This is a genomic window from uncultured Aureimonas sp. (assembly GCF_913775355.1).
Taxonomy (GTDB): Bacteria; Pseudomonadota; Alphaproteobacteria; order Rhizobiales; family Rhizobiaceae; genus Aureimonas.
The window spans coordinates 1-18,615 of sequence record NZ_CAJYIU010000226.1; the positions used below are offsets into that span (position 1 = coordinate 1).

An 18,615-nucleotide genomic window follows, 5' to 3' on the forward strand; every position below is an offset into this window, starting at 1 on the left:
ACACGCCGAACGGCTCGCCGAAGATGAAGATCGCGGTCAGCGTGATCAGGGTCGGCGCGATGTACTGGAGGAGACCGACCGTCGTGTAGCGCAGGAGGCGCGCGGCGGCCGAGAACAGGATCATCGGTACGGCGGTGACGACGCCGGTGCCGACGAGAAGCGCGGTCTCCGTGGTATTGATCCCGAAATGACCGCCCCCGGCCCGCACCAACCAGATGGCCAAAGCGAGCGCCGGTAGGAACAGGATCGTCACTTCGAGGAAGAAGCCTTCCGTCGCCCCGATCTTCACGGTCTTGCGCAGGAGCCCGTAGGAGGCGAACGAGAGCGCAAGCGCGAGCGACACCCAAGGCAGGCCGCCGCTCTCGATCGTCAGCACGATCACGCCGGCCGCCGCGATGCCGACGGCAATCGTCTGCAACCGCGTCAGCCGCTCGCGCAGGAAGACGGCGGCCATCACGACGTTGATCAGCGGGTTGATGTAGTAGCCGAGCGCCGCGTCGAGCCCGTGCCCCGTCGCGATCGCCCAGACATAGACGCCCCAGTTCACCGAGATCAGGAGCGCCGTGACGACGAGCGTCCCGAACACGCGCGGGCTGCGCGCGGCGCGCAGGCCGGCGAGGCCGGTGCCGAAGGCGAGGATGCCGAGCGTCAGCACCCACGACCACAGCACCCGCTGCGCCATGACCTCCATCGAGGGCACATGCGCCAGCGCCTTCATGTAGAGAGGCAGGACGAGGCCCCAGATCGAATAGGCGGCAATGCCATAGGCATAACCGCTGGCGGGCTCGGCGGAGGCATTGGGCATGGCGCGGCACTCGGGATCCGGGACGTGCCCCGCTTCTAGCAACCCGCAACCATCACCGCACCTTAGTTTCGCTGATGGCTGGCATTCGTTTGCCTGATGCGACGCTGCGCCTCGTCAGGGATGCCGGGCGTCTCCCGGCGCCTCGCCCGGCATTTCGCGATCGGGGTGCTGGAAGGACACGATGTCGTCGAGGTAGCTGTCGCCGTCCGCGTCGTCAGGGCTGGTGCGCGCTGGCAGTCCGGCGATCCCGTCGACGAAGGGCAGCTTGCCCTCGATGCCGAACTGGATCTGCGGCGCCAGTGCGGACGGGTCGTCGAAGGCGCCGATGGCGAGCGCCACGCCGTCCGGCGCTTCGTAGGTCAGCGGCGTTCCGCAGTCCGGGCAGAAGCCGCGCAGGACGTGGTTGGACGAGCGGAAGCGCTTCGGCTCGCGCTTCGTCCAGACGATCTCGGCCGTGCCGAGATTGACGAGCGGGGCGTAGAGCGCGCCGAACGCCTTCTGGCACATGCGGCAGTGGCAGACGGAGGCACGCCCGAGCGTGCCATGGATGCGGAAGCGGACGGCGCCGCACTGGCAGCCGCCGGTATGGGTCGGCGGGGATGCGAGGGTCATGACCGCGCGCTCCTTCCGGGCAGGACGTCCTCTCCATTATGGGGCGCGAAGCGATCGGTGGCGAGGATCAGGCGGTCCAGCGTACCGGGCTCGGAATAGGCGTGCCCGGCATCCTCGACGATCTGAAGCTCGGAGCCGGGCCACGCCTTGTGAAGGTCCCAGGCGGTCTTCGACGGCGTCACCACGTCATAGCGCCCCTGAACGATGACGCCGGGAATGCCGGCCAGACGCCCGGCATCGCGGATCAGTTGGCCCTCCTCCAGCCAGAGGTCGTGGACGAAGAAGTGGTTCTCGATCCGGGCGAAGGCGATGGCATGGTCGCTCGCGCCAAAGCCCCCCGCAACGTCGTGAAGCGTGCGCATGGAGACCGTGCGCCCTTCCCAGTCGGTCCAGGCGCGCGCCGCCCGCGAACGCACGTTGCGGTCCGGGTCGAGAAGCAGCGGGCGGTAGGCGGCGATCGGGTCGGCGCGCCCCGCCTCGTCGAGCGGCGCGAGGAAACGCTCCCATTCGTCGGGGAACAGGCGGCTCGCACCGTTGCGATAGTACCAGTCGAGTTCCTCGCGGCGCCCGGTGAAGATGCCGCGCAGGATCATCTCGCTGACATGGACGGGATAGGCCTGCGCATAAGCCAGCGCCAGCGTCGAGCCCCAGGACCCGCCGAAGAGCATCGCCTCGCCGAAGCCCGCCATACGGCGCAGGCGCTCGACGTCCTCCACGAGGTGCTGCGTCGTGTTGGCATGCAGCGCGCCGAGCGGCGAGGATCGGCCGCAGCCGCGCTGATCGAAGAGCAGCACGTTGTACCGGTCGGGATCGAACAGGCGGCGATGCGACGGGTTGCAGCCGCTGCCCGGCCCCCCGTGCAGGAAGATCACCGGCTTGCCGTCGGGGTTCCCGCAAAGTTCGAAGTAGAGGATGTGGCCGTCGCCGACGTCGAATTGCCCCGTGCGGTAGGGCTGGATCGTCGGATAGAGCTGCCGCCGCGCCTCGCTCAACGCCGGATCTCCCAGGTGGTGACGCGCTCGCCCGTCGCAGGGTCCTTGCCGTCCTTGAGGAGGACGCCCTCCGTGGCGAGTTCGTCGCGCAGGGCGTCGGCGGCGGCGAAGTCGCGCGCTTTCAGAAGGTCGAGGCGGCGCGCGATCCGCTCGGCGACGTCGGCGCCCACCGCCTGCTCTCGAACCGGGTCGATGCCGAGAAGGCGCAGCGAGGCGAGCGCTCCTGCTGCCCGGCCCTCGTCGAAGAGCGCGTGGACGCGTGCGACGGCCGCGGCCAGCGAAAGGTCGTCGCAGGCGGCGTCGAGGAACGCCTCGTCCGGGGCGACCTCACCCGCCTTGTCCGCGCCGGCCGCGCGGGCCAGCCGCTCCCACTTGTCGAGCTCGCGCACGGCATCCTCGAGCTTGGCCGCCGTGAAGTCGATCGGCTCGCGGTAGTGCGTCTTCAGCATCAGAAGCCGCACGGCCTCGCCGGGCCAGCGGCGTCCTCCGACCTTGTCGGTCTCGAGGACGTCGGCGATGGTCACGAAGTTGCCCTCTGACTTCGACATCTTGCGGCCCTCGACCTGCACGAAGCCGTTGTGCATCCAAACCTCGGCCATCCGCTCGGTGCCGTGGGCGCAGCAGGACTGGGCGATCTCGTTCTCGTGGTGCGGAAAGATGAGGTCGAGCCCGCCGCCATGGATGTCGAAGGTCTGGCCGAGATAGGCCGCCGACATGACAGAGCACTCGATGTGCCAGCCCGGCCGCCCCCGCCCCCACGGGCTGTCCCAGCCGGGCTCGTTGGCCGCCGACAGCTTCCACAGCACGAAGTCGGCCGGGTTCTTCTTGTGCGCCTCCACCGCGACGCGCGCGCCGGCCTGTTGCTCCTCCAGACGGCGGTGCGACAGCGCGCCATAGGCCGGCATCGACTGGACGTCGAACAGCACCTCGCCGCCCGCGACATAGGCGTGCCCCTTGTCGATCAGCGTCGTGATCATGCCGATCATGTCGGGCAGGCCGTCGGCGCGCGGCGCGACGAAGGCGGTGGCGCGCGGCTCGACGGTCGGCGGCAGGCAGCCGAGCGCCGCGACATCCTTGTGGAACTGCGCGGCGGTCTTCTCGGTGACGCGCGCGATGGCGTCGTTCAGCGGCAGGTCGGGAAAGTCGCGTGCGGCGCGCGCGTTGATCTTGTCGTCGACGTCCGTGATGTTGCGGGCGTAGACGACGCGCGCCTCGCCATAGAGATGGCGGAGCAGGCGGAAGAGGACGTCGAAGACGATCACCGGCCGCGCGTTGCCGATATGGGCGAAGTCGTAGACCGTCGGCCCGCAGACATACATGCGCACCCGCCGCTCCGCCTCCGCCACGCCGCCCTCGCGCCAGTCGAGCGGCCGGAAGGCCTCCTTCCGGCGGGTCAGCGTGTTGGTCAGATGCAGGCGATGCGTCGCGTCGGTCATGTCGGTCCTCGGTCCGCCGCCATCGTGGCAGCGCAGCAGAGCTACATCCAAACCCCCGGCCGTTCAAACCCGAGTGATCGCCGGCTTCGCGTTCAGCTTCCGTTAAGTATTGTGCAGGGCGCTCATCGGAATGCGGCAATGCAGCATGATGCAGTCACGCAACATGTCGCCTTGGCAACCATTTGTTAAGTATAGATTCGTCGTCTTTTCAGATTTGCGCCGCTAGAATGACGCATTCGGTCGGCTTTCTTCGACCCATCCCGTCACCACAGGCATGCGGCAATGAACCAGCAGCAATTCAACTTCCGATCCCGCACCGAACGCGAGCGCGACTCGAAGCTCGTCAGCAATTATCGCGAAATCGGCATCGCGGCCGTGCTCGCGGCCAAGGCGACCCGGCGCAAGGACGAGAGCGGCAAGGCCGCCGCGCAGCGCACCGTCGCGAACGTCAACGCCCGCGACTGACGTCGAGAGCAGGTTCTCCGGCCCAGCCGGATCGAGCCGCTCGGAGCCCGCCCCTACGGCGGGCTCTTTTCGTTTGCGGCCTTGTCAGTGCCGAGCGAGGAAGGCGGCGATCACGTCGCGCGCGGCCAGAAGGTCCCGCCGGTCGATCATCTCGCAGACCGTGTGGATGTAGCGCGTGCCGACGACGATGCCGATTGCGCGGGCGCCCGACGCCGCCTGCTGGAGCGAGGCGCCGTCCATGCCGCCGCCGGCGAGGATCGTGCGCTGGCTGGCGATGCCCTCCTCCTTCGCCACCGCCTCGAACTCGCGCACCAGCGCGCCGTCGGCGATGAAGGAGTTGTCCTTCATGTGCAGGCCGAACCCGGCGCCGAGCTCGGTCGTCTTGTCGCGCTCGGGCACGCCCGGCGTGTCGCAAGCGAGCGTCGTGTCGATACCGATGCCGATATGCGGCTTGAGATCGTAGGCGACCGTGCGCGCGCCGCGAAGCCCGACTTCCTCCTGCACCGTGAAGGCGACGGTGAGCTGGCACTTGTGGCTGTGCCCGTCCGCCAGAAGCTTGCGCACGACCTCAATGCCGAGCCAGCAGGCGATGCGGTTGTCGAGCGCCTTCGAGACGATGCGCTCGCCCATCTCGACCAGCGGCTCGTCCATCACCACGAAATCGCCGACGCGAACCTTCTCCTTCGCGGCGGCGCCGAGGCCGAGGTCGATGAAGAAGTCGGTCGGCTCGGGCACCTTCTTGCGGTCCTCGGGCGCCGAGATGTGGATCGGCTTCCCCTCGGCCATCATGATCCCGCGATAGTCGCCCTCGTCGGTGCAGACGAGGACGCGGCGCGAGAAGAGGTTGCGAGGATCGAAGCCGCCGACCGGCGAGACGTGGACGAAGCCCTTGTCGGAGACGTGGCTGACGAGGAAGCCGATCTCGTCCATGTGGCAGGCGAGCACGATGCGCTCGGGGTTCTCGCCTTCGCCCTTCCTCGTGCAGACGAGCGAGCCCATCACGTCGGTCTCGATCGTGTCGAAGAGATCGGCGGCTTCCCGGGCGATGAGGTCGCGCACCCGATGCTCGTGGCCGGGCACGCCGGGGGTCTCGCACAGCCGCTTCAGAAGATCGATGTTCATGGGGTCCGTCCGTCGGAAGGTTCTGAAAACAGCGAAAGCTGGCCGGGGCTCTCGGCCGCGGAGGCTTCCGCCACCCTGTCCTGAACCTCCGGTCCCATGTTGGCAACCGCGTTGACGCGGTCCGACACGGGCACCGCCTCCCAGCCGTCGACGTGTCCGGCATGGAGGAGATCGCGGATGCCGGCGGGGGACTGGCCCGACACGCCGAGCCAGCGCTCGAAGTCGTCCGGCGCGACCACGACCGGCGCGCGCTCGTGGATCGCGGACAGGCGCGAGCCCGCGGCGGCGGTCAGGATCGTGACCGTGTCAATCTCGCTGCCGTCCGCGGCGAGGAACGTCTCGTGCAGGCCGGCAAAGGCCGCGACGGCGCGGTCCTCGGGCCGCACCAGGAACGGCTGCGGCTTCACCCCATCCGCCCTGCGCCATTCGTAGAAGGCCGTCGCGGGCACGAGGCAGCGCCGGTGACGCAACGCGCCGCGAAAGGACTGGCGCTCGGCCGCGGTCTCCGAACGGGCGTTGAAGAGAAGCGGCAGCGTGGACGGATCCTTCGCCCAGCCGGGGATCAGCCCCCAGCGCGCAAGTCTCGCCTCGCGCCGGTATCCGCCGCGAGCGGGATGGAGCGCCACGTGCAGCACCGGCTGCGTCGGGGCGATGTTGAAGCGCGGCGGAAACGGGTCCACCGACACGAGATCGAAAGCCGCCGCCACCGCCTGGGGTGACGCGGTCAGGGCAAAGCGTCCGCACATGGCGGCGAGGATGGTCGAGCCGACGCCGCGGGGCAAGGCTTGGCCGCAAGCGGCGGTTCGCCCTATCTCCGCGGCATGAGCCCCCGTCGCCCCCTTCTCGGTGTTTCCGTCTGCCTGCTGCGCGCGGGCGAGGTCTGTCTCGTGCGCCGGGGTCACGCGCCCTGGGCCGGCGCTTGGAGCCTGCCCGGCGGGCGCGTCGAGTTCGGCGAGCGGCTCGAGGATGCCGCGCGCCGCGAGATGCGCGAGGAGACCGGCGTCGCGCTGGAAGCGATCGAGCTCCTGCGCCTGCACGAGTCGATCGATCCGGGCCACGACGCCCATGCCGTGATCGCCGTCTTCCGCTCGCTGGCTGAGTGGAACGGCGCGGTGGTCGAGGCGGCGGACGACGCGGACGAGGCGCGGTTCTTCCCCGTCGCGGACGTGCGTGCGATGGAGGCGGAAGGGCGCACGACGCCGGGTCTCGCCGCCATCGTGGAAGAGGCCGCCGCACGCTAACCTTAACATGCGCGAGCCGGGGCCAAGTCCTTCGCGCGTCTTGCATTCACCCCAATCGGCCTGCAAACGTGCCGCATGGCCGTTGCGGACAATTTTCTTCGACTTCTCGGGATCGCCGGCATCGCGCTGGCGTTGAGCGTCGTCGCGGCGTCCGCGCAAGGTGGCAAGCCGCCGACGGAGGAGAAGCCCGCCGCCGAGGAACCGGCCGCCAAGCCGTCCAATGCGCCCTACATGAAGCCGCTGTCGCGCCTCGCGACGGTGCTCGGCTCGCTGCACTTCCTGCGCGGCCTGTGCGGCGATGCGAATGCCGACGTCTGGCGCGAGAAGATGAACGCGATCCTCGAGGCGCAGGCGCCGGGTGAAGCCGACAGGCGAACCCTCGTCGCGCATTTCAACCAGGGGTATCGATCCTTCGAATCGACCTACCGCAAGTGTACCCCTGCTGCGACGGTGGCCGTGGAAAGATATGCCAAGGAAGGTGCCGACCTTTCGCGCGAGATCAGCGCAAGGTACGGAAGTTAACGTTTTGTTCAGAAGGTGGTTTGCGACAGCGACCCGCCTTCCCCGCCCGGAGACCGGCCAGCTCGGGCAGCGGAAGAAGGAGTATCCGGCATGATCGATCTGCACGGTTCCGACCTCGACGACATGATCGTCGCCGAAAAGAAGCAGGTCGCGAGCGAATACCACAACGAGGCATGGGCCGACGGCATCTCCGACGGAATTGAGGCGGACATCCTCGCCGAGACCGCGATGGCGACGGCCGTGACCGAACTGGTGCGCCATCATGGCGAGGCCGAGGTTCTGGAGCTCCTCGACGCGCTGCGCCGCCGCGTGGAGTACGGCGAGTTCCGCGCCGTCCGCTCGTTCCAGTAAGGCAGGACGGGCGCGTCCGCCCGAATGGTGACATGACCCGCTTCCAGCGCGCCCTCCTCGCGTTCTCCATCCTCGCCTGCGGGGGCCTTTCCGCCCTGCCGGCCTCGGCCCTCTCGCAGATCACCGGGGAGGACGGGAGCGTCCCGCCGGGCCGCGAGGGCATCGTCGCCGTTCCCCTGCCGCCGGTTCCCGGCCAGCCCGCGACCCCGCCGGCCGACGGCCAGCCGATCGCACCGCCTGCGACGCCCGGCAGCACGCCGGTTCCGCCGACCACCACCGCGCCGGCCGAGCCGCCGTCCGGCCCGATCGAGGCAGCGCCGGGCGACGATGCCGTGGTGCCCGACGAGGGCGCCGAGCGCGCTCCGACCGGCGACGTGCCGCCGATCGAGATCGTCTATGGCGACAAGGACCTGCCCCAGCCGGTGCGCGACCTGCGCGCCAAGCTGATCGAGGTCGCCCGCACCGGCGACATCGAGAAGCTGCGCCCCTATTTCCAGACCGGCGCCGACCCGACCGTCGTATCCGCCACCATGCCCGACCAGGATCCCGTCACGACGCTGAAGGAAGCATCGGGCGACGGCGAGGGCGTCGAACTTCTCGCGATCCTGCTCGAGACCCTCGAGGCCGGCCATGTCCGCCTCGATCCGGGCGGCGACAACGAGATCTACGTCTGGCCCTACTTCACGCAGGTCGACCTCGGCGCCCTGACAAAGCCGCAGCTCGTCCAACTTTTCGAACTGGTGACGGCCGGCGACTACCAGCGCATGGTCGCCAACGGCTCCTACGACTTCTACCGCGTCGGCATCTCGCCCGAAGGCCGCTTCGAGTTCTTCGTCGACGGCGACTGACCGCCTTGTCTTCGCCGCGGCGATCGGCACATAGGGTTCGAAGGCCGATACGGTCGGCCAGCGACCCGGAACGAACGCCATGCCCAGTGCCCGCCTGACGGACCGCGCGACACTTCATGTGACCGGCGCGGACGCCGAGCCCTTCCTCCAGAACCTCGTGACGGCCGATCTCGACGCGCTCGGGGCAGAGGAGGCACGTCCCGCCGCGCTCTTGACGCCGCAGGGTAAGATCCTCTTCGACTTCCTTCTCAGCCGCATCGATGACGGTTTGCGGCTGGACGTGGCGGCGGGCGCCCGCGGCGACCTCGCCAAGCGCCTGACGCTCTACAAGCTGCGCGCCAGGGTCGCGATCACGCCGAGCGACGAGGTGGTCGGCGCCATCTGGGAAACGAACGAGGCCCCGGGAGGCGCCGTGACCGACCGGCGCTTTCCGACCGGCGTGTTCCGCGTCTACGGCGCGGAAACGGGCGATGGAGATCCGGCCGCCTTCGAGGCGCTGCGCCTGTCGCTCGGCATCGCCGAGGCCGAGCGGGACTTTCCGGCCTCCGACGTCTTTCCGCACGACGTCCTGCTCGACCAGAACGGCGGCGTGTCCTTCCGCAAGGGCTGCTATGTCGGGCAGGAGGTCGTCTCGCGCATGCAGCATCGGGGCACGGCACGCCGGCGCGTGATGGTGCTGCGGGCCGAGGGGCACCTGACGCCGGGCGCGAACGTCGAGGCGGGCGGCAGGACGATCGGCACCGTGCTTTCGGCCCATGCGGGCCTCGGCATCGGGATGGTGCGGATCGATCGTCTGGCGGATGCCCTATCGGCCGGCGAGGCCCTGTCGGCGGACGGCGTTCCCGTCGAGGCGGAGGTGCCGGCTTGGGCCGGCTACGGCCTGCCAGAGCCCGGCGGCGGCGACGAGGCATGAGCGCGCCCGCGCCTGCGAAGAGCGCCAAGCACCCCCGCGTCTGGCAGCGGATGCTGTCCGGCCGGCGGCTCGACCTTCTCGACCCCTCCCCGCTCGATATCGAGATCGAGGACATCGCACACGGGCTTGCCCGCGTCGCCCGCTGGAACGGCCAGACCACCGGCGACCATGCGTTCTCGGTGGCGCAGCACTCGCTAATCGTCGAGGAGATCGTCGGCGCCAGGGAACCGGACCCGCGCTGGCGACTGGCCGCGCTCCTGCACGACGCCCCGGAATACGTCATCGGCGACATGATCTCGCCGTTCAAGAGCGTGCTCGGCGGCGACTACAAGGGCGTCGAGGCGCGGCTGCAGGCCGCGGTGCATCGCCGCTTCGGTCTGCCGGCCGAGCTGCCGGCCACGGTCAAGCGCGCCATCAAGTCGGCGGACCGCGTCTCGGCCTATTTCGAAGCGAAGCTTCTGGCCGGGTTCCAGCCCGCGGAAGCGCAGACGCTGTTCGGGCGGCCCGGCGGCACCCTCCCCGCGCCCGAGCGCTTCACGCCCCAGCCGGCGGCCGAGGTCGGCCGGCGCTATCTCGAACGTTTCCGCTTCCTCGAAACCCTCTCCTCCGGCACCAGGGCGATCGCTCCATGACCTATCTAGTCGTCTCCTCGCTCGCCGACCTGCATGCGACGGTGGAGAAGCATGGTGCGGGCGACGTCGTCACGCTGATCAACGCCGACACCGTGGTCGAGCGCCCCTCCTCGATCGCGCCGGAACGCCACCTGTTCCTCGGCATGAACGACATCGCGGCACCAGCCGAAGGGCTCACCCATCCGGCCGAGCACCATCTCGACCGCCTGCTTGAGTTCGGTCGCCGATGGGATCGCGAGAAGCCGCTGGCCGTCCACTGCTGGGCCGGCATCAGCCGCTCGACGGCAGCGGCCTATATCCTGGCGATCGCTATCAACCCGGACCTCGACGAGGAGGCGCTGGCGCAGGAGCTGCGGCGCCGTGCGCCGTCGGCGACGCCCAACCCGCTCCTCGTGTCGATGGCTGACGAGAAGCTCGGGCGCGGCGGGCGAATGGTGGCGGCGATCGCCGGGATCGGTCGCGGCGCCGACGCCTTTTCCGGCTCGCCGTTCATTCTTCCGCTGACACTCTAGCGCGGGCGATCACGCCGAGCGTGCCGACACGCGCGTCGGGTTCCTTCAGCGCGCGGGGCTCCCAGACATGGCGGGCGAGGAAGAAGCCCGTCATGCGAAAGCCCGCGGATACGTCAGCCGAGGCCGGGGCGCTGTCGTCCTTCAGGAAGGCCGGCAGCGGCAGCAGCCGGTCGCGCCAAGGCTCGCCCGCATCGCGGCTCACCGCACGACCGGACTTCGGCGAGACATAGACGAGATCGTCGCGCCCGCCGGTCGCCGCGCAGGTTTCGAGGTCGAGACCAAAACCGAGCTCCTCCAGAAGCGCGATCTCGAAACGCAGGATCAGCGGGCCGGCCGCGACGGGATCGTCGAGATGCTCGACGATGAGGGCCAGCGTGTCGAAGAGACGGGGATGGGCGTCGCGCTCGGGCAGAAGCCGCAGGTGCGCCGCCAGAAGCTGGATGCCATAAAGGCCGACCGCGCTCTCCATCAGCCGCGCGGCGCGGAGCGTCACGGGCTCCACCGTCATGAAGCCGAGATGCTCGTCGAGGCGCGCCCGCCACGTCGCGTCGACGGTGTTGCCAGGCTGGAGCACAGGCTGGAGGCGGCGCGAGCGACCACCGCGGACGAGACCGAGATGGCGTCCGCGCGAGCGCGTCATCACCTCCGCGACGACGCTCGTCTCGCCCTGGCGGCGCACGCCGAGGACGATGCCTTCTTCACGCCATTCCATGCGGCAGGAGCGACCCGATCCGGTTGCGACAGACCTCTCATATAGGGGCCGCCGGACCGGATCGCACGTTCCTTCAGCTGTGGAAGTCTAGCCCCATCTCGCGGTAGCGCTCGGGGTCGTCGCCCCAGTTCTCGCGCACCTTCACGAACAAGAAGAGGTGCACCTTCTGCTCGGCGGCTTCGGAAATCTCCTTGCGCGCGGCCGAGCCGATGGCCTTCACCGTCTCGCCCTTGTGCCCGAGCACGATCGCCTTCTGACTGTCGCGCTCGACATAGATCGTCTGCTCGATGCGCACCGAACCGTCCGGCCGCTGCTCCCAAAGCTCGGTCTCGACGGTCGAGGAATAAGGCAGTTCCTGATGGAGGCGCAGGTACAGCTTCTCGCGCGTGATCTCGGCCGCGAGCTGGCGCAGCGGCAGGTCGGAGATCTGGTCCTCCGGATAGTACCACGGCCCTTCCGGCAGACGCTGGCTGAGGAAATCCATCAGGTCGTCGCAGCCCGAACCCGTCAGCGCCGAGATCATGAAGACGCGCTCGAACTCGGCCTTGGCGGTGATCTCCTGCGTCAGCCCCAGCAGGCGATCTCGCTTGATGCGATCCACCTTGTTGAGCAGCAGGACCTTCGGCTGCTTCACCTCGGCGAGGCGGTCGAGGATCGCCTGCACCTCGTCGTTGAGGCCGCGATCGGCATCGATGATCGGCAGGACGATATCGGCGTCCTTGGCGCCGCCCCAGGCGGTCTTGACCATGGCGCGGTCGAGCCGGCGCTTCGGGTTGAAGACGCCGGGCGTGTCGACGAAGACGATCTGCGTGCGGTCGCGCATGGCGATGCCGCGCACCAGCGCACGGGTCGTCTGCACCTTGTGGGTGACGATCGAGACCTTGGTGCCGACCAGCTGGTTGACGAGCGTCGACTTGCCGGCGTTCGGCGCGCCGAGCAGCGCGACGAAGCCCGACCGGGTCGGCCCCTGCGGCTCGGTCGTCTCGGTCTCGGCGTCTGGCGTCTGGTCGATGTCGGTCAATTCATGGCTCGCAGGTCTTGGCGCGAAACGCGCCGATGAAACAGGATCGCCCGGCTCATGGCCGGGCGCAAGTCAGGCGGTTTCCGCCGTCCAGACGCCCTCGCGAAGAAGGATGGCCTCGGCGGCGCGCTGCTCGGCGACACGCTTGGACGCCCCGCGCCCCTCCGTCGGCTCGACGCCCTCGACACTCGCGCGCACGGTGAAGACCGGCTCGTGGTCGGGTCCTGTGCGGTCGAGGAGCTCGTAGACGGGCGGCGTGCCGGCGCGCTTATGGGCCCACTCCTGAAGCTCGGTCTTCGGGTCGCGTCGGGCGACCTGCGGCCCCTCCAGATGCGGCGCCCACCGCTTGAGGACGAAGGCGCGGGCCGTCTCCAACCCGTGTTCGAGATAGATCGCGGCGATCAGCGACTCGACCACATCGGCGCGGATCGAGCGGTTCTTGCCGGCTGCCGCGCGCTTCAGGTCGGACCCGTGGCGGATGAACTCGGCAAGGCCGATCTCGTCGGCGATCGCCGCACAGGTCTGGGCCGAGACCAAGGTGTTCAGCCGTAGCGACAGGTCGCCCTCATCCGACTTCGGATGCGTCTCGAAGAGCTTCTGCGCGATCACGAGGCCGAGCACCCGGTCGCCGAGGAATTCCAGCCGCTCGTAGCTCACATCCGTCGGCGAGCGCTTGAGGCTGGAATGGGTCAGCGCGCGCTGAAGGCGGGCGCGGTCGGCGAACGTGAGGCCCAGCCGAGCCTCGAGCCGGTCGAGAGCATCGGCGCCGCCCTTCACCCGAGCCATGTCAGGATGCGGCTCGGCCGAAGGCTGGACGGCCATTCCCAGATCTGAAGCGGCGACGCGTCGTTCTCCATCGAGAAGAAGATCACCTGCGCCTTGCCGACGAGATTCTCGAACGGGACGTAGCCGACGTCGAAGCGGCTATCGAGCGAGTTGTCCCGATTGTCGCCCATCATGAAGTAGTGGTCGGCCGGAACGACGAACTCGCGCGTGTTGTCGCCGACGGAATTGGGCTCGGCGTCCAGCGTGTCGTAGGTCACGCCGTTCGGCAGCGTCTCGCGGTACTTCGGGATCTGCGCGCCCGATTCGCTGGTAAAGAAGCCGTCCGGCTCCTTCGGCACGGCCTGGCCGTTGATGTAGAGCACGCCGTCGCGCATCTGGACCCGGTCGCCCGGCAGGCCGACGAGCCGCTTGATGTAGTCCGTCTGGACCTCGTTCGGCTTGCGGAACACGACGATGTCGCCGCGCTCGGGGCTCGAGCCCAGGATGCGACCGTCGAAGAGGTCGGGCGAGAACGGCAAGGAATACTTCGAGAAGCCGTAGGACCACTTCGAGACGAAGAGGTAGTCCCCGATCAGGAGGGTCGGCATCATCGAGCCCGAGGGAATCGAGAACGGCTGGAACAGGAAGGTGCGGATGACCAGCGCAAGCAGAAGCGCCTGGACGACGACCTTCACCGTCTCCCCGAAGCCACCCTTGTCCTTGCTGACGGCGCGATCGACCATGCGCTTCTCGTTCCCGATTGCCGTGGGCACCCTCGGCCGCACCTCGGCTCTAGTAATGTCTTGTATACGTTTGGGCAACGGGCTTGCGGACGCTCAAGGCTCGTCCGGCAACGCCTCGATGATGACGAAGGCCTGGGCGAGCGGAAAGTCGTCGGTGATCGTCACATGGATGACCGGCCGGTGCCCCGCCGGCATCAGGGAGCGGAGCCGCTCGGCGGCGCCGTTGGTCAGCGCCATGGTCGGCTTGCCGCCCGGCAGGTTGACGACGCCCATGTCGCGCCAGAAGACGCCCTGCGACAGGCCCGTGCCGAGCGCCTTGGCGCAGGCCTCCTTGGCGGCGAAGCGCTTGGCGTACGAGGCGGCACGCTGGGCACGCCGATCGGACTTGGCGCGCTCGACCGGCGTGTAGACGCGGGTGGTGAACCGCTCGCCGTGGCGCTCCAGCGTCTTCTCGATGCGGCGGATGTCGATGAGGTCGCTGCCGATGCCGACGATCACGGGGCGGGCTCCACAGCGGGTGCGCCGCCGGCCTTGTGCGCACGCGCCGCCTGGAAACTGCGCACGCCGACGAGGATCAGCGCGTAGGAGACCAGCGCGAAGAACAGGCCGAGCGGGATGGAGCCGATCAGCATGGGTTTCAGATACGGCGCCCAGATCGCGGCGACGTCGCCGTGAGCGAGAGCGGCGCCGAGGCTCTCGGGCGCCCGGCCGTCCGGGATCTCGGCGGCCGTCAGGAAGCGGCCGGCCTCGTAGGTCGCGCCCCAGATCAGCGGATAGGTCAGGGGATTGCCGATGAGACACCCGAGCGCCGCCGCCGGCAGGCTGCCGCGCACGAGGTAGGCGATCACGAAGGCCATCACGAAATGGAAGCCGAGAAGCGGCGTGAACGTCGCGAAGACCCCGGCGGCGACACCGGCGGCGATCGCGTGCGGCGTCGCGCGCAGCCGGAGCACGCGCTTCTTCATGTAGAGGAGCGAGCGTCGCCAGGAGCGGCGCGGCCAGAGGGCGTGGCGCAGCTTCTGCGAGAAGGTTTCCGGCTGGCGGCGCCTGAACAGCATGAGGCGAGGTGTTCCTGAAGCGAGAGGCACCTTGAGCGAGCGAAACGGCGGTCGCCCCGCCAGCCGACCCGTGCCTGAGGTCGGGGCTAAAGCGAGCGGCTACCGGGCTTGATGGGCGCAATTGCGGCAAGCTCGGGCGGCAGTTCGTCCGGCGCGTAGCTCGGCACCTCGTACTCCGCCAGCGAGACCAGCGGCACGCCGACGTCGACCTTGCCGGCCGAGCGGTCGACGACGCAGCCGGCCGCCAGCACCTCGGCGCCGAGTTCCTTGAGACACTCGATCGTCTCGCGGATCGACAGGCCGGTGGTGACGATGTCCTCGACGATCACGACGCGCGCCCCGCGCGGGATCTCGAAGCGGCGCAGGCGAAACGTGCCGTTCTCGCGCTCGACATAGATCGCCGGTGCGCCGAGGTGGCGCGAGGTCTCGTAGGACGGGATCAGCCCGCCGACGGCGGGACCGACGATGTAGTCGATCGGCCCGTCGATCGCGGCGCGCAGCTTCTCGGCCAGCGCCTTGCACAGGGTCTCGGTGTATTGCGGGTGCATGAAGACCCGAGCCTTCTGCAGGAAGACCGGGCTGCGCCGCCCCGAGGTCAGGATGAAGTGTCCCTCGAGATAGGCGCCGGCCTTGCGAAAGATCTCGATGACGTCTTCGGTCTGCATGTCCGATGGTTCCTGCGTTGGAAGCGATGCCTTCGCAGATCAGCCGTTCACACGAATGGCATCGGTCACGCAAGACTTCGCCCGCAACTGGTTGAGCGTGCGTGTCAGGTGCTGCAGATCCCACACCTCCAGATCCAGCACCATGGTGGTGACGTCCGGCGCGGTCTGGGTCATCGAAAGGTTGTGGATATTGGCGTCGTTGAGCGCGATCGTCTCGGCGATCTCGGCCAGCGTCCCCGGTTCGTTGAGCGCGGCGACGCGGATCTTGGCCGGAAAGCGCGCGGTCGTCTCCGCATCGAGATCCCAGCGAACGTCGATCCAGCGGTTCGGCGACTCGTCGAAATCCATCAGCGCCGGAGACTGGATCGGGTAGATCGTGATCCCCTTGCCCGGCTCGAAGATGCCGACGATCCGGTCGCCCGGCACCGCGCCGTCCGGCCCGAAGCGCACCGGCAAGTCGCCGACCGCGCCACGGATCGGAAGCTGCACGAGGCTGGCGTCGCCCACCTCTTCGGGCACGCGGAACACGAGGCCGATCGCCGAGTGAATGTTGAACCAGCCGTCCTTCTCGGCGTGCAGCACGCTTTTCGCCGCGCGGCTGTCCTGGAAGTCGGGATGCACGGCGCGGAAGACGTCGGCCGAGGACAGCTCGCCCCGCCCGACGGCGGCGAGCGCGTCGTCGAGCTCGCGGAAGCCGACCTTGGCGAGGTAGGGCTTCAGCCCGTCGCGCGTGAAGGTCTTGCCGGCGCGGTGGAAGGTGCGCTCCAGGATCTGCTGTCCGAGGCCGCAATACTGCTTGCGGATGGCGTTGCGCGCCGCGCGCCGGATCGCCGAGCGCGCCTTGCCGGTCACCGCGACGCTTTCCCAGGCCGGCGGCGGCGTCGCGGCCTTGGAGCGGATGATCTCGACCTCGTCGCCGTTGGTGAGCTCCGTCACCACCGGCATGATGCGCCCGTCGATCTTGCAGCCGACGCAGGTGTCGCCGACGTCGGTGTGGACGGCATAGGCGAAGTCGATCGGCGTCGCGCCGCGCGGCAGCGCGATCAGGCGGCCCTTCGGCGTGAAGCAGAAGACCTGATCCTGGAACAGTTCGAGCTTCGTGTTCTCGAGGAACTCCTCCGGCGTGTCGCCTTCGGACAGCATCTCGATGGTGCGCCGCAGCCAGGAATAGGCTTCCGACTCCGTCGACAGCGCGACCTGCCCGTCCTTGTAGAGCTCGTGTGCGGCGATACCGTACTCGTTGACATGGTGCATCGAGCGCGTGCGGATCTGCAGCTCGACGCGCTGGCGCGACGGTCCGACGATCGTCGTGTGGATCGAGCGGTAGCCGTTCTGCTTCGGGATCGAGATGTAGTCCTTGAAGCGGCCGGGCACGAGCGGCCAGGTGCGGTGCACGATGCCGAGCGTGCGGTAGCAGTCCTCCTCGTCGGCGACGATGACGCGGAAGCCGAAGATGTCGGACAGTTGCTCGAGCGACAGCGCCTTGCGCTGCATCTTGTTGAAAACCGAATAGGGCTTCTTCTGGCGGCCGGACACGCGGGCGGCGATGCCCTTCTCCTGCAGGCGCGCGGTCAGCGTCTCCTCGATCTGGGCGATCGTGCCGGCGTGGCGCTCGCGCAGCTCGGCCAGCCGCTCCGTCACGGTCGCGTAGGCTTCGGCGTTGAGATACTGGAACGACAGCGTCTCCAGCTCCTCGCGCATGTCCTGCATGCCCATGCGCCCGGCGAGGGGCGCATAGATCTCCATCGTCTCCTCGGCGATGCGCGCGCGCTTCTCCGGCTTCATGTGATGAAGCGTGCGCATGTTGTGCAGCCGGTCGGCGAGCTTGACGAGAAGGACGCGGATGTCGTCGGCGATCGCGAGCAGCAGCTTGCGTAGATTCTCGGCCTGCGCCGTCTTGCGCGACACGAGGTCGAGCCGCTTGATCTTGGTCAGGCCCTCGACCAGCGTGCCGATCTTCTGGCCGAAGAGATGGTCGAGTTCCTTGCGGGTGGCGTCGGTATCCTCGATCGTGTCGTGCAGGAGCGCCGTGGCGATCGTCGCCTCGTCGAGATGCAGCTCGGTCAGGATCGCGGCGACTTCCAGCGGATGGGAGAAGTACGGATCGCCGTTCAGGCGCTTCTGCGCGCCGTGTTTCTGCATCGCGTAGACATAGGCCCGGTTCAGGAGGCCCTCGTCGAGGTTCGGCTTGTAGGCCGCCACACGCTCGACGAGTTCGTACTGCCGCATCATGCCCGAATGCCTGCTCCGCTAGCGCAAAAAGAAAGGGCGCCCGGCCGGATCGGCGGGCGCCCCTCAATATAGGTTGCGTTGCGGCAAAACCGGAAGGGCTCGATGCCCTCCCCAAGTCAGAAATCGTCGTTCTTCTCGGGCGGGATCAGGCCCTCGATGCCGGACAGGAGATCGTCTTCCGACATGCGGTCGAAGGCGATGTTGTCGTCGTCGTCGGCCGCCGTGGTCGTGGTGCCTTCCGAACCCGCGTCGGCGATCGCACCGGCGACCGGCGCCTGCGGCTCGGGCTCGTCCACCTCGACATGCTTCTGCAGCGAGTGGATCAGGTCTTCCTTGAGGTCGTCGGGCGAGAGCGTCTCGTCGGCGATCTCGCGAAGGGCCACGACCGGATTCTTGTCGTTGTCGCGGTCCACCGTGATCGGCTGGCCCTGCGCGATCTGGCGCGCGCGATGGCTGGCGAGCAGGACGAGCTCGAACCGGTTCTCGACCTTATCGACGCAATCTTCTACGGTGACGCGGGCCATGCCTGTCTCCTTGGGAACGGACGCAGTAAGCTGAAGGGCCTCGTGTAGCCTCTTGACTTTGGAAGCACAAGGGGACAGCCGCCCGGTTCGCGCGCGAAGGCCGCACCATTCGTTCGTTCGGCTGGCCTTTGCCCCGCCCGCGTCCTATTCTCCAAGGTGATGCGGGACGGATCGTCTCCCGCGCCGATCCCGTTCAAAGGCCGCCATGTTCGAACCCCGCGAGAAGATCGCCCTCTTCATCGACGGCGCCAATCTGTATGCCGCATCGCGCGCCCTCGCCTTCGACATCGACTACAAGAAGCTGCTCGTCGCCTTCCAGGGGCGCGGCAACCTCGTGCGCGCCTACTACTACACTGCCCTCATCGAGGATCAGGAATATTCCTCGATCCGGCCGCTGGTCGACTGGCTCGACTACAACGGCTATCGCGTCGTGACCAAGCCCGC

General features: G+C 68.4%; 24 protein-coding genes. 9 read left to right on the forward strand and 15 right to left on the reverse strand.

Annotation, left to right across the window (positions count from 1 at the left end; all coding sequences use genetic code 11):
* The 4 genes from rarD to cysS form a co-directional block, all read right to left on the reverse strand.
* Nucleotides 1-805: EamA family transporter RarD (rarD, locus tag QZ753_RS13710; protein WP_294644343.1), on the reverse strand; the 805-nt coding region annotated here is incomplete at its 3' end.
* 114 nt (nucleotides 806-919) lie between these two features.
* Nucleotides 920-1,417: a GFA family protein gene (locus QZ753_RS13715; protein ID WP_294644345.1), complete on the reverse strand. Its 498-nt coding sequence runs from the start codon at nucleotides 1,415-1,417 to the stop codon at nucleotides 920-922.
* On the reverse strand, nucleotides 1,414-2,409 hold the full coding sequence (gene pip, locus QZ753_RS13720; RefSeq protein ID WP_294644346.1) for a prolyl aminopeptidase: 996 nt from the start codon (nucleotides 2,407-2,409) through the stop codon (nucleotides 1,414-1,416). Before pip ends, QZ753_RS13715 begins: the two co-directional genes overlap by 4 nt.
* On the reverse strand, nucleotides 2,406-3,845 hold the full coding sequence (gene cysS, locus QZ753_RS13725; RefSeq protein ID WP_294644347.1) for a cysteine--tRNA ligase: 1,440 nt from the start codon (nucleotides 3,843-3,845) through the stop codon (nucleotides 2,406-2,408). Before cysS ends, pip begins: the two co-directional genes overlap by 4 nt.
* A gap of 282 nt (nucleotides 3,846-4,127) precedes the next feature.
* Here cysS and QZ753_RS13730 point away from each other — a divergent pair, with 282 nt between their 5' ends.
* Entirely contained in the window at nucleotides 4,128-4,310 is a 183-nt protein-coding gene (locus QZ753_RS13730) for a hypothetical protein (protein ID WP_090958114.1), read from the forward strand.
* Between the two features lie 84 nt (nucleotides 4,311-4,394).
* Here QZ753_RS13730 and QZ753_RS13735 read toward each other — a convergent pair whose 3' ends face one another.
* Both QZ753_RS13735 and QZ753_RS13740 read right to left on the reverse strand, forming a co-directional pair.
* A complete protein-coding gene (locus QZ753_RS13735; RefSeq protein ID WP_294644349.1) occupies nucleotides 4,395-5,432 on the reverse strand; it encodes a M20/M25/M40 family metallo-hydrolase in 1,038 nt (345 codons plus the stop codon).
* Nucleotides 5,429-6,178, reverse strand: coding sequence for an SOS response-associated peptidase (locus QZ753_RS13740; protein WP_294644380.1), 750 nt, complete (start codon nucleotides 6,176-6,178; stop codon nucleotides 5,429-5,431). The genes QZ753_RS13735 and QZ753_RS13740 overlap by 4 nt, the downstream gene beginning before the upstream one ends.
* 39 nt (nucleotides 6,179-6,217) lie before the next feature.
* Here QZ753_RS13740 and QZ753_RS13745 point away from each other — a divergent pair, with 39 nt between their 5' ends.
* From QZ753_RS13745 to QZ753_RS13775, 7 genes are all read left to right on the forward strand, one after another.
* A complete protein-coding gene (locus tag QZ753_RS13745; protein WP_294644351.1) occupies nucleotides 6,218-6,673 on the forward strand; it encodes an NUDIX domain-containing protein in 456 nt (151 codons plus the stop codon).
* Nucleotides 6,674-6,748: 75 nt separating this feature from the next.
* Nucleotides 6,749-7,195 (forward strand): TIGR02301 family protein, encoded by a 447-nt coding sequence (locus QZ753_RS13750; protein ID WP_294644353.1) that lies wholly within the window; start codon nucleotides 6,749-6,751, stop codon nucleotides 7,193-7,195.
* A gap of 90 nt (nucleotides 7,196-7,285) precedes the next feature.
* Nucleotides 7,286-7,546, forward strand: a complete 261-nt coding sequence (locus QZ753_RS13755; RefSeq protein ID WP_294644355.1) for a hypothetical protein — start codon at nucleotides 7,286-7,288, stop codon at nucleotides 7,544-7,546.
* 32 nt (nucleotides 7,547-7,578) lie between these two features.
* A complete protein-coding gene (locus tag QZ753_RS13760) occupies nucleotides 7,579-8,394 on the forward strand; it encodes a hypothetical protein (RefSeq protein WP_294644357.1) in 816 nt (271 codons plus the stop codon).
* 79 nt (nucleotides 8,395-8,473) lie between these two features.
* Entirely contained in the window at nucleotides 8,474-9,307 is an 834-nt protein-coding gene (locus QZ753_RS13765) for a folate-binding protein YgfZ (protein WP_294644359.1), read from the forward strand.
* Entirely contained in the window at nucleotides 9,304-9,939 is a 636-nt protein-coding gene (locus tag QZ753_RS13770) for an HD family hydrolase (protein ID WP_294644361.1), read from the forward strand. Before QZ753_RS13765 ends, QZ753_RS13770 begins: the two co-directional genes overlap by 4 nt.
* On the forward strand, nucleotides 9,936-10,451 hold the full coding sequence (locus QZ753_RS13775) for a tyrosine protein phosphatase (protein WP_294644363.1): 516 nt from the start codon (nucleotides 9,936-9,938) through the stop codon (nucleotides 10,449-10,451). The genes QZ753_RS13770 and QZ753_RS13775 overlap by 4 nt, the downstream gene beginning before the upstream one ends.
* Here QZ753_RS13775 and recO read toward each other — a convergent pair.
* The 9 genes from recO to rpoZ form a co-directional block, all read right to left on the reverse strand.
* A complete protein-coding gene (gene recO / locus QZ753_RS13780; RefSeq protein WP_294644365.1) occupies nucleotides 10,429-11,163 on the reverse strand; it encodes a DNA repair protein RecO in 735 nt (244 codons plus the stop codon). The genes QZ753_RS13775 and recO overlap by 23 nt on opposite strands.
* A 73-nt stretch (nucleotides 11,164-11,236) precedes the next feature.
* Nucleotides 11,237-12,175, reverse strand: coding sequence for a GTPase Era (gene era, locus QZ753_RS13785; RefSeq protein WP_294644382.1), 939 nt, complete (start codon nucleotides 12,173-12,175; stop codon nucleotides 11,237-11,239).
* An 81-nt stretch (nucleotides 12,176-12,256) separates the two neighbouring features.
* Nucleotides 12,257-12,970 carry a ribonuclease III gene (gene rnc, locus QZ753_RS13790; protein ID WP_294644367.1) on the reverse strand — a complete coding sequence of 238 codons (714 nt, stop codon included), beginning with the start codon at nucleotides 12,968-12,970 and terminating at the stop codon, nucleotides 12,257-12,259.
* Complete coding sequence (gene lepB / locus QZ753_RS13795; protein WP_294644369.1) at nucleotides 12,958-13,692, reverse strand: signal peptidase I; 735 nt, start codon at nucleotides 13,690-13,692, stop codon at nucleotides 12,958-12,960. Before lepB ends, rnc begins: the two co-directional genes overlap by 13 nt.
* 93 nt (nucleotides 13,693-13,785) lie before the next feature.
* On the reverse strand, nucleotides 13,786-14,190 hold the full coding sequence (gene acpS, locus QZ753_RS13800; RefSeq protein WP_294644371.1) for a holo-ACP synthase: 405 nt from the start codon (nucleotides 14,188-14,190) through the stop codon (nucleotides 13,786-13,788).
* Complete coding sequence (locus QZ753_RS13805) at nucleotides 14,187-14,750, reverse strand: DUF2062 domain-containing protein (protein ID WP_294644373.1); 564 nt, start codon at nucleotides 14,748-14,750, stop codon at nucleotides 14,187-14,189. Before QZ753_RS13805 ends, acpS begins: the two co-directional genes overlap by 4 nt.
* Nucleotides 14,751-14,836: 86 nt before the next feature.
* Entirely contained in the window at nucleotides 14,837-15,415 is a 579-nt protein-coding gene (gene pyrE, locus QZ753_RS13810; RefSeq protein ID WP_294644374.1) for an orotate phosphoribosyltransferase, read from the reverse strand.
* Nucleotides 15,416-15,454: 39 nt separating this feature from the next.
* Entirely contained in the window at nucleotides 15,455-17,647 is a 2,193-nt protein-coding gene (locus tag QZ753_RS13815) for a bifunctional (p)ppGpp synthetase/guanosine-3',5'-bis(diphosphate) 3'-pyrophosphohydrolase (protein WP_294644375.1), read from the reverse strand.
* Nucleotides 17,648-17,763: 116 nt separating this feature from the next.
* A complete protein-coding gene (rpoZ, locus tag QZ753_RS13820; protein ID WP_055888105.1) occupies nucleotides 17,764-18,171 on the reverse strand; it encodes a DNA-directed RNA polymerase subunit omega in 408 nt (135 codons plus the stop codon).
* Between the two features lie 205 nt (nucleotides 18,172-18,376).
* Between rpoZ and QZ753_RS13825 the strand changes: the two genes are divergently transcribed.
* A partial coding sequence (locus QZ753_RS13825) for an NYN domain-containing protein (RefSeq protein ID WP_294644378.1) occupies nucleotides 18,377-18,615 on the forward strand: 239 nt, incomplete at its 3' end.

Excerpts from the sequence above, each read along its gene's own strand:
- QZ753_RS13740 (WP_294644380.1), bottom strand. The coding sequence starts at position 6,178 with ATGTGCGGACGCTTTGCCCTGACCGCGTCACCCCAGGCGGTGGCGGCG.
- QZ753_RS13715 (WP_294644345.1), bottom strand. The coding sequence starts at position 1,417 with ATGACCCTCGCATCCCCGCCGACCCATACCGGCGGCTGCCAGTGCGGC.
- recO (WP_294644365.1), bottom strand. The coding sequence starts at position 11,163 with ATGGAATGGCGTGAAGAAGGCATCGTCCTCGGCGTGCGCCGCCAGGGC.
- QZ753_RS13730 (WP_090958114.1), top strand. The coding sequence starts at position 4,128 with ATGAACCAGCAGCAATTCAACTTCCGATCCCGCACCGAACGCGAGCGC.
- QZ753_RS13770 (WP_294644361.1), top strand. The coding sequence starts at position 9,304 with ATGAGCGCGCCCGCGCCTGCGAAGAGCGCCAAGCACCCCCGCGTCTGG.
- rpoZ (WP_055888105.1), bottom strand. The coding sequence starts at position 18,171 with ATGGCCCGCGTCACCGTAGAAGATTGCGTCGATAAGGTCGAGAACCGG.
- QZ753_RS13805 (WP_294644373.1), bottom strand. The coding sequence starts at position 14,750 with ATGCTGTTCAGGCGCCGCCAGCCGGAAACCTTCTCGCAGAAGCTGCGC.
- QZ753_RS13765 (WP_294644359.1), top strand. The coding sequence starts at position 8,474 with ATGCCCAGTGCCCGCCTGACGGACCGCGCGACACTTCATGTGACCGGC.
- QZ753_RS13775 (WP_294644363.1), top strand. The coding sequence starts at position 9,936 with ATGACCTATCTAGTCGTCTCCTCGCTCGCCGACCTGCATGCGACGGTG.
- QZ753_RS13755 (WP_294644355.1), top strand. The coding sequence starts at position 7,286 with ATGATCGATCTGCACGGTTCCGACCTCGACGACATGATCGTCGCCGAA.
- QZ753_RS13760 (WP_294644357.1), top strand. The coding sequence starts at position 7,579 with ATGACCCGCTTCCAGCGCGCCCTCCTCGCGTTCTCCATCCTCGCCTGC.
- pyrE (WP_294644374.1), bottom strand. The coding sequence starts at position 15,415 with ATGCAGACCGAAGACGTCATCGAGATCTTTCGCAAGGCCGGCGCCTAT.
- QZ753_RS13735 (WP_294644349.1), bottom strand. The coding sequence starts at position 5,432 with ATGAACATCGATCTTCTGAAGCGGCTGTGCGAGACCCCCGGCGTGCCC.
- lepB (WP_294644369.1), bottom strand. The coding sequence starts at position 13,692 with ATGGTCGATCGCGCCGTCAGCAAGGACAAGGGTGGCTTCGGGGAGACG.
- rnc (WP_294644367.1), bottom strand. The coding sequence starts at position 12,970 with ATGGCTCGGGTGAAGGGCGGCGCCGATGCTCTCGACCGGCTCGAGGCT.
- QZ753_RS13750 (WP_294644353.1), top strand. The coding sequence starts at position 6,749 with ATGGCCGTTGCGGACAATTTTCTTCGACTTCTCGGGATCGCCGGCATC.
- cysS (WP_294644347.1), bottom strand. The coding sequence starts at position 3,845 with ATGACCGACGCGACGCATCGCCTGCATCTGACCAACACGCTGACCCGC.
- QZ753_RS13815 (WP_294644375.1), bottom strand. The coding sequence starts at position 17,647 with ATGATGCGGCAGTACGAACTCGTCGAGCGTGTGGCGGCCTACAAGCCG.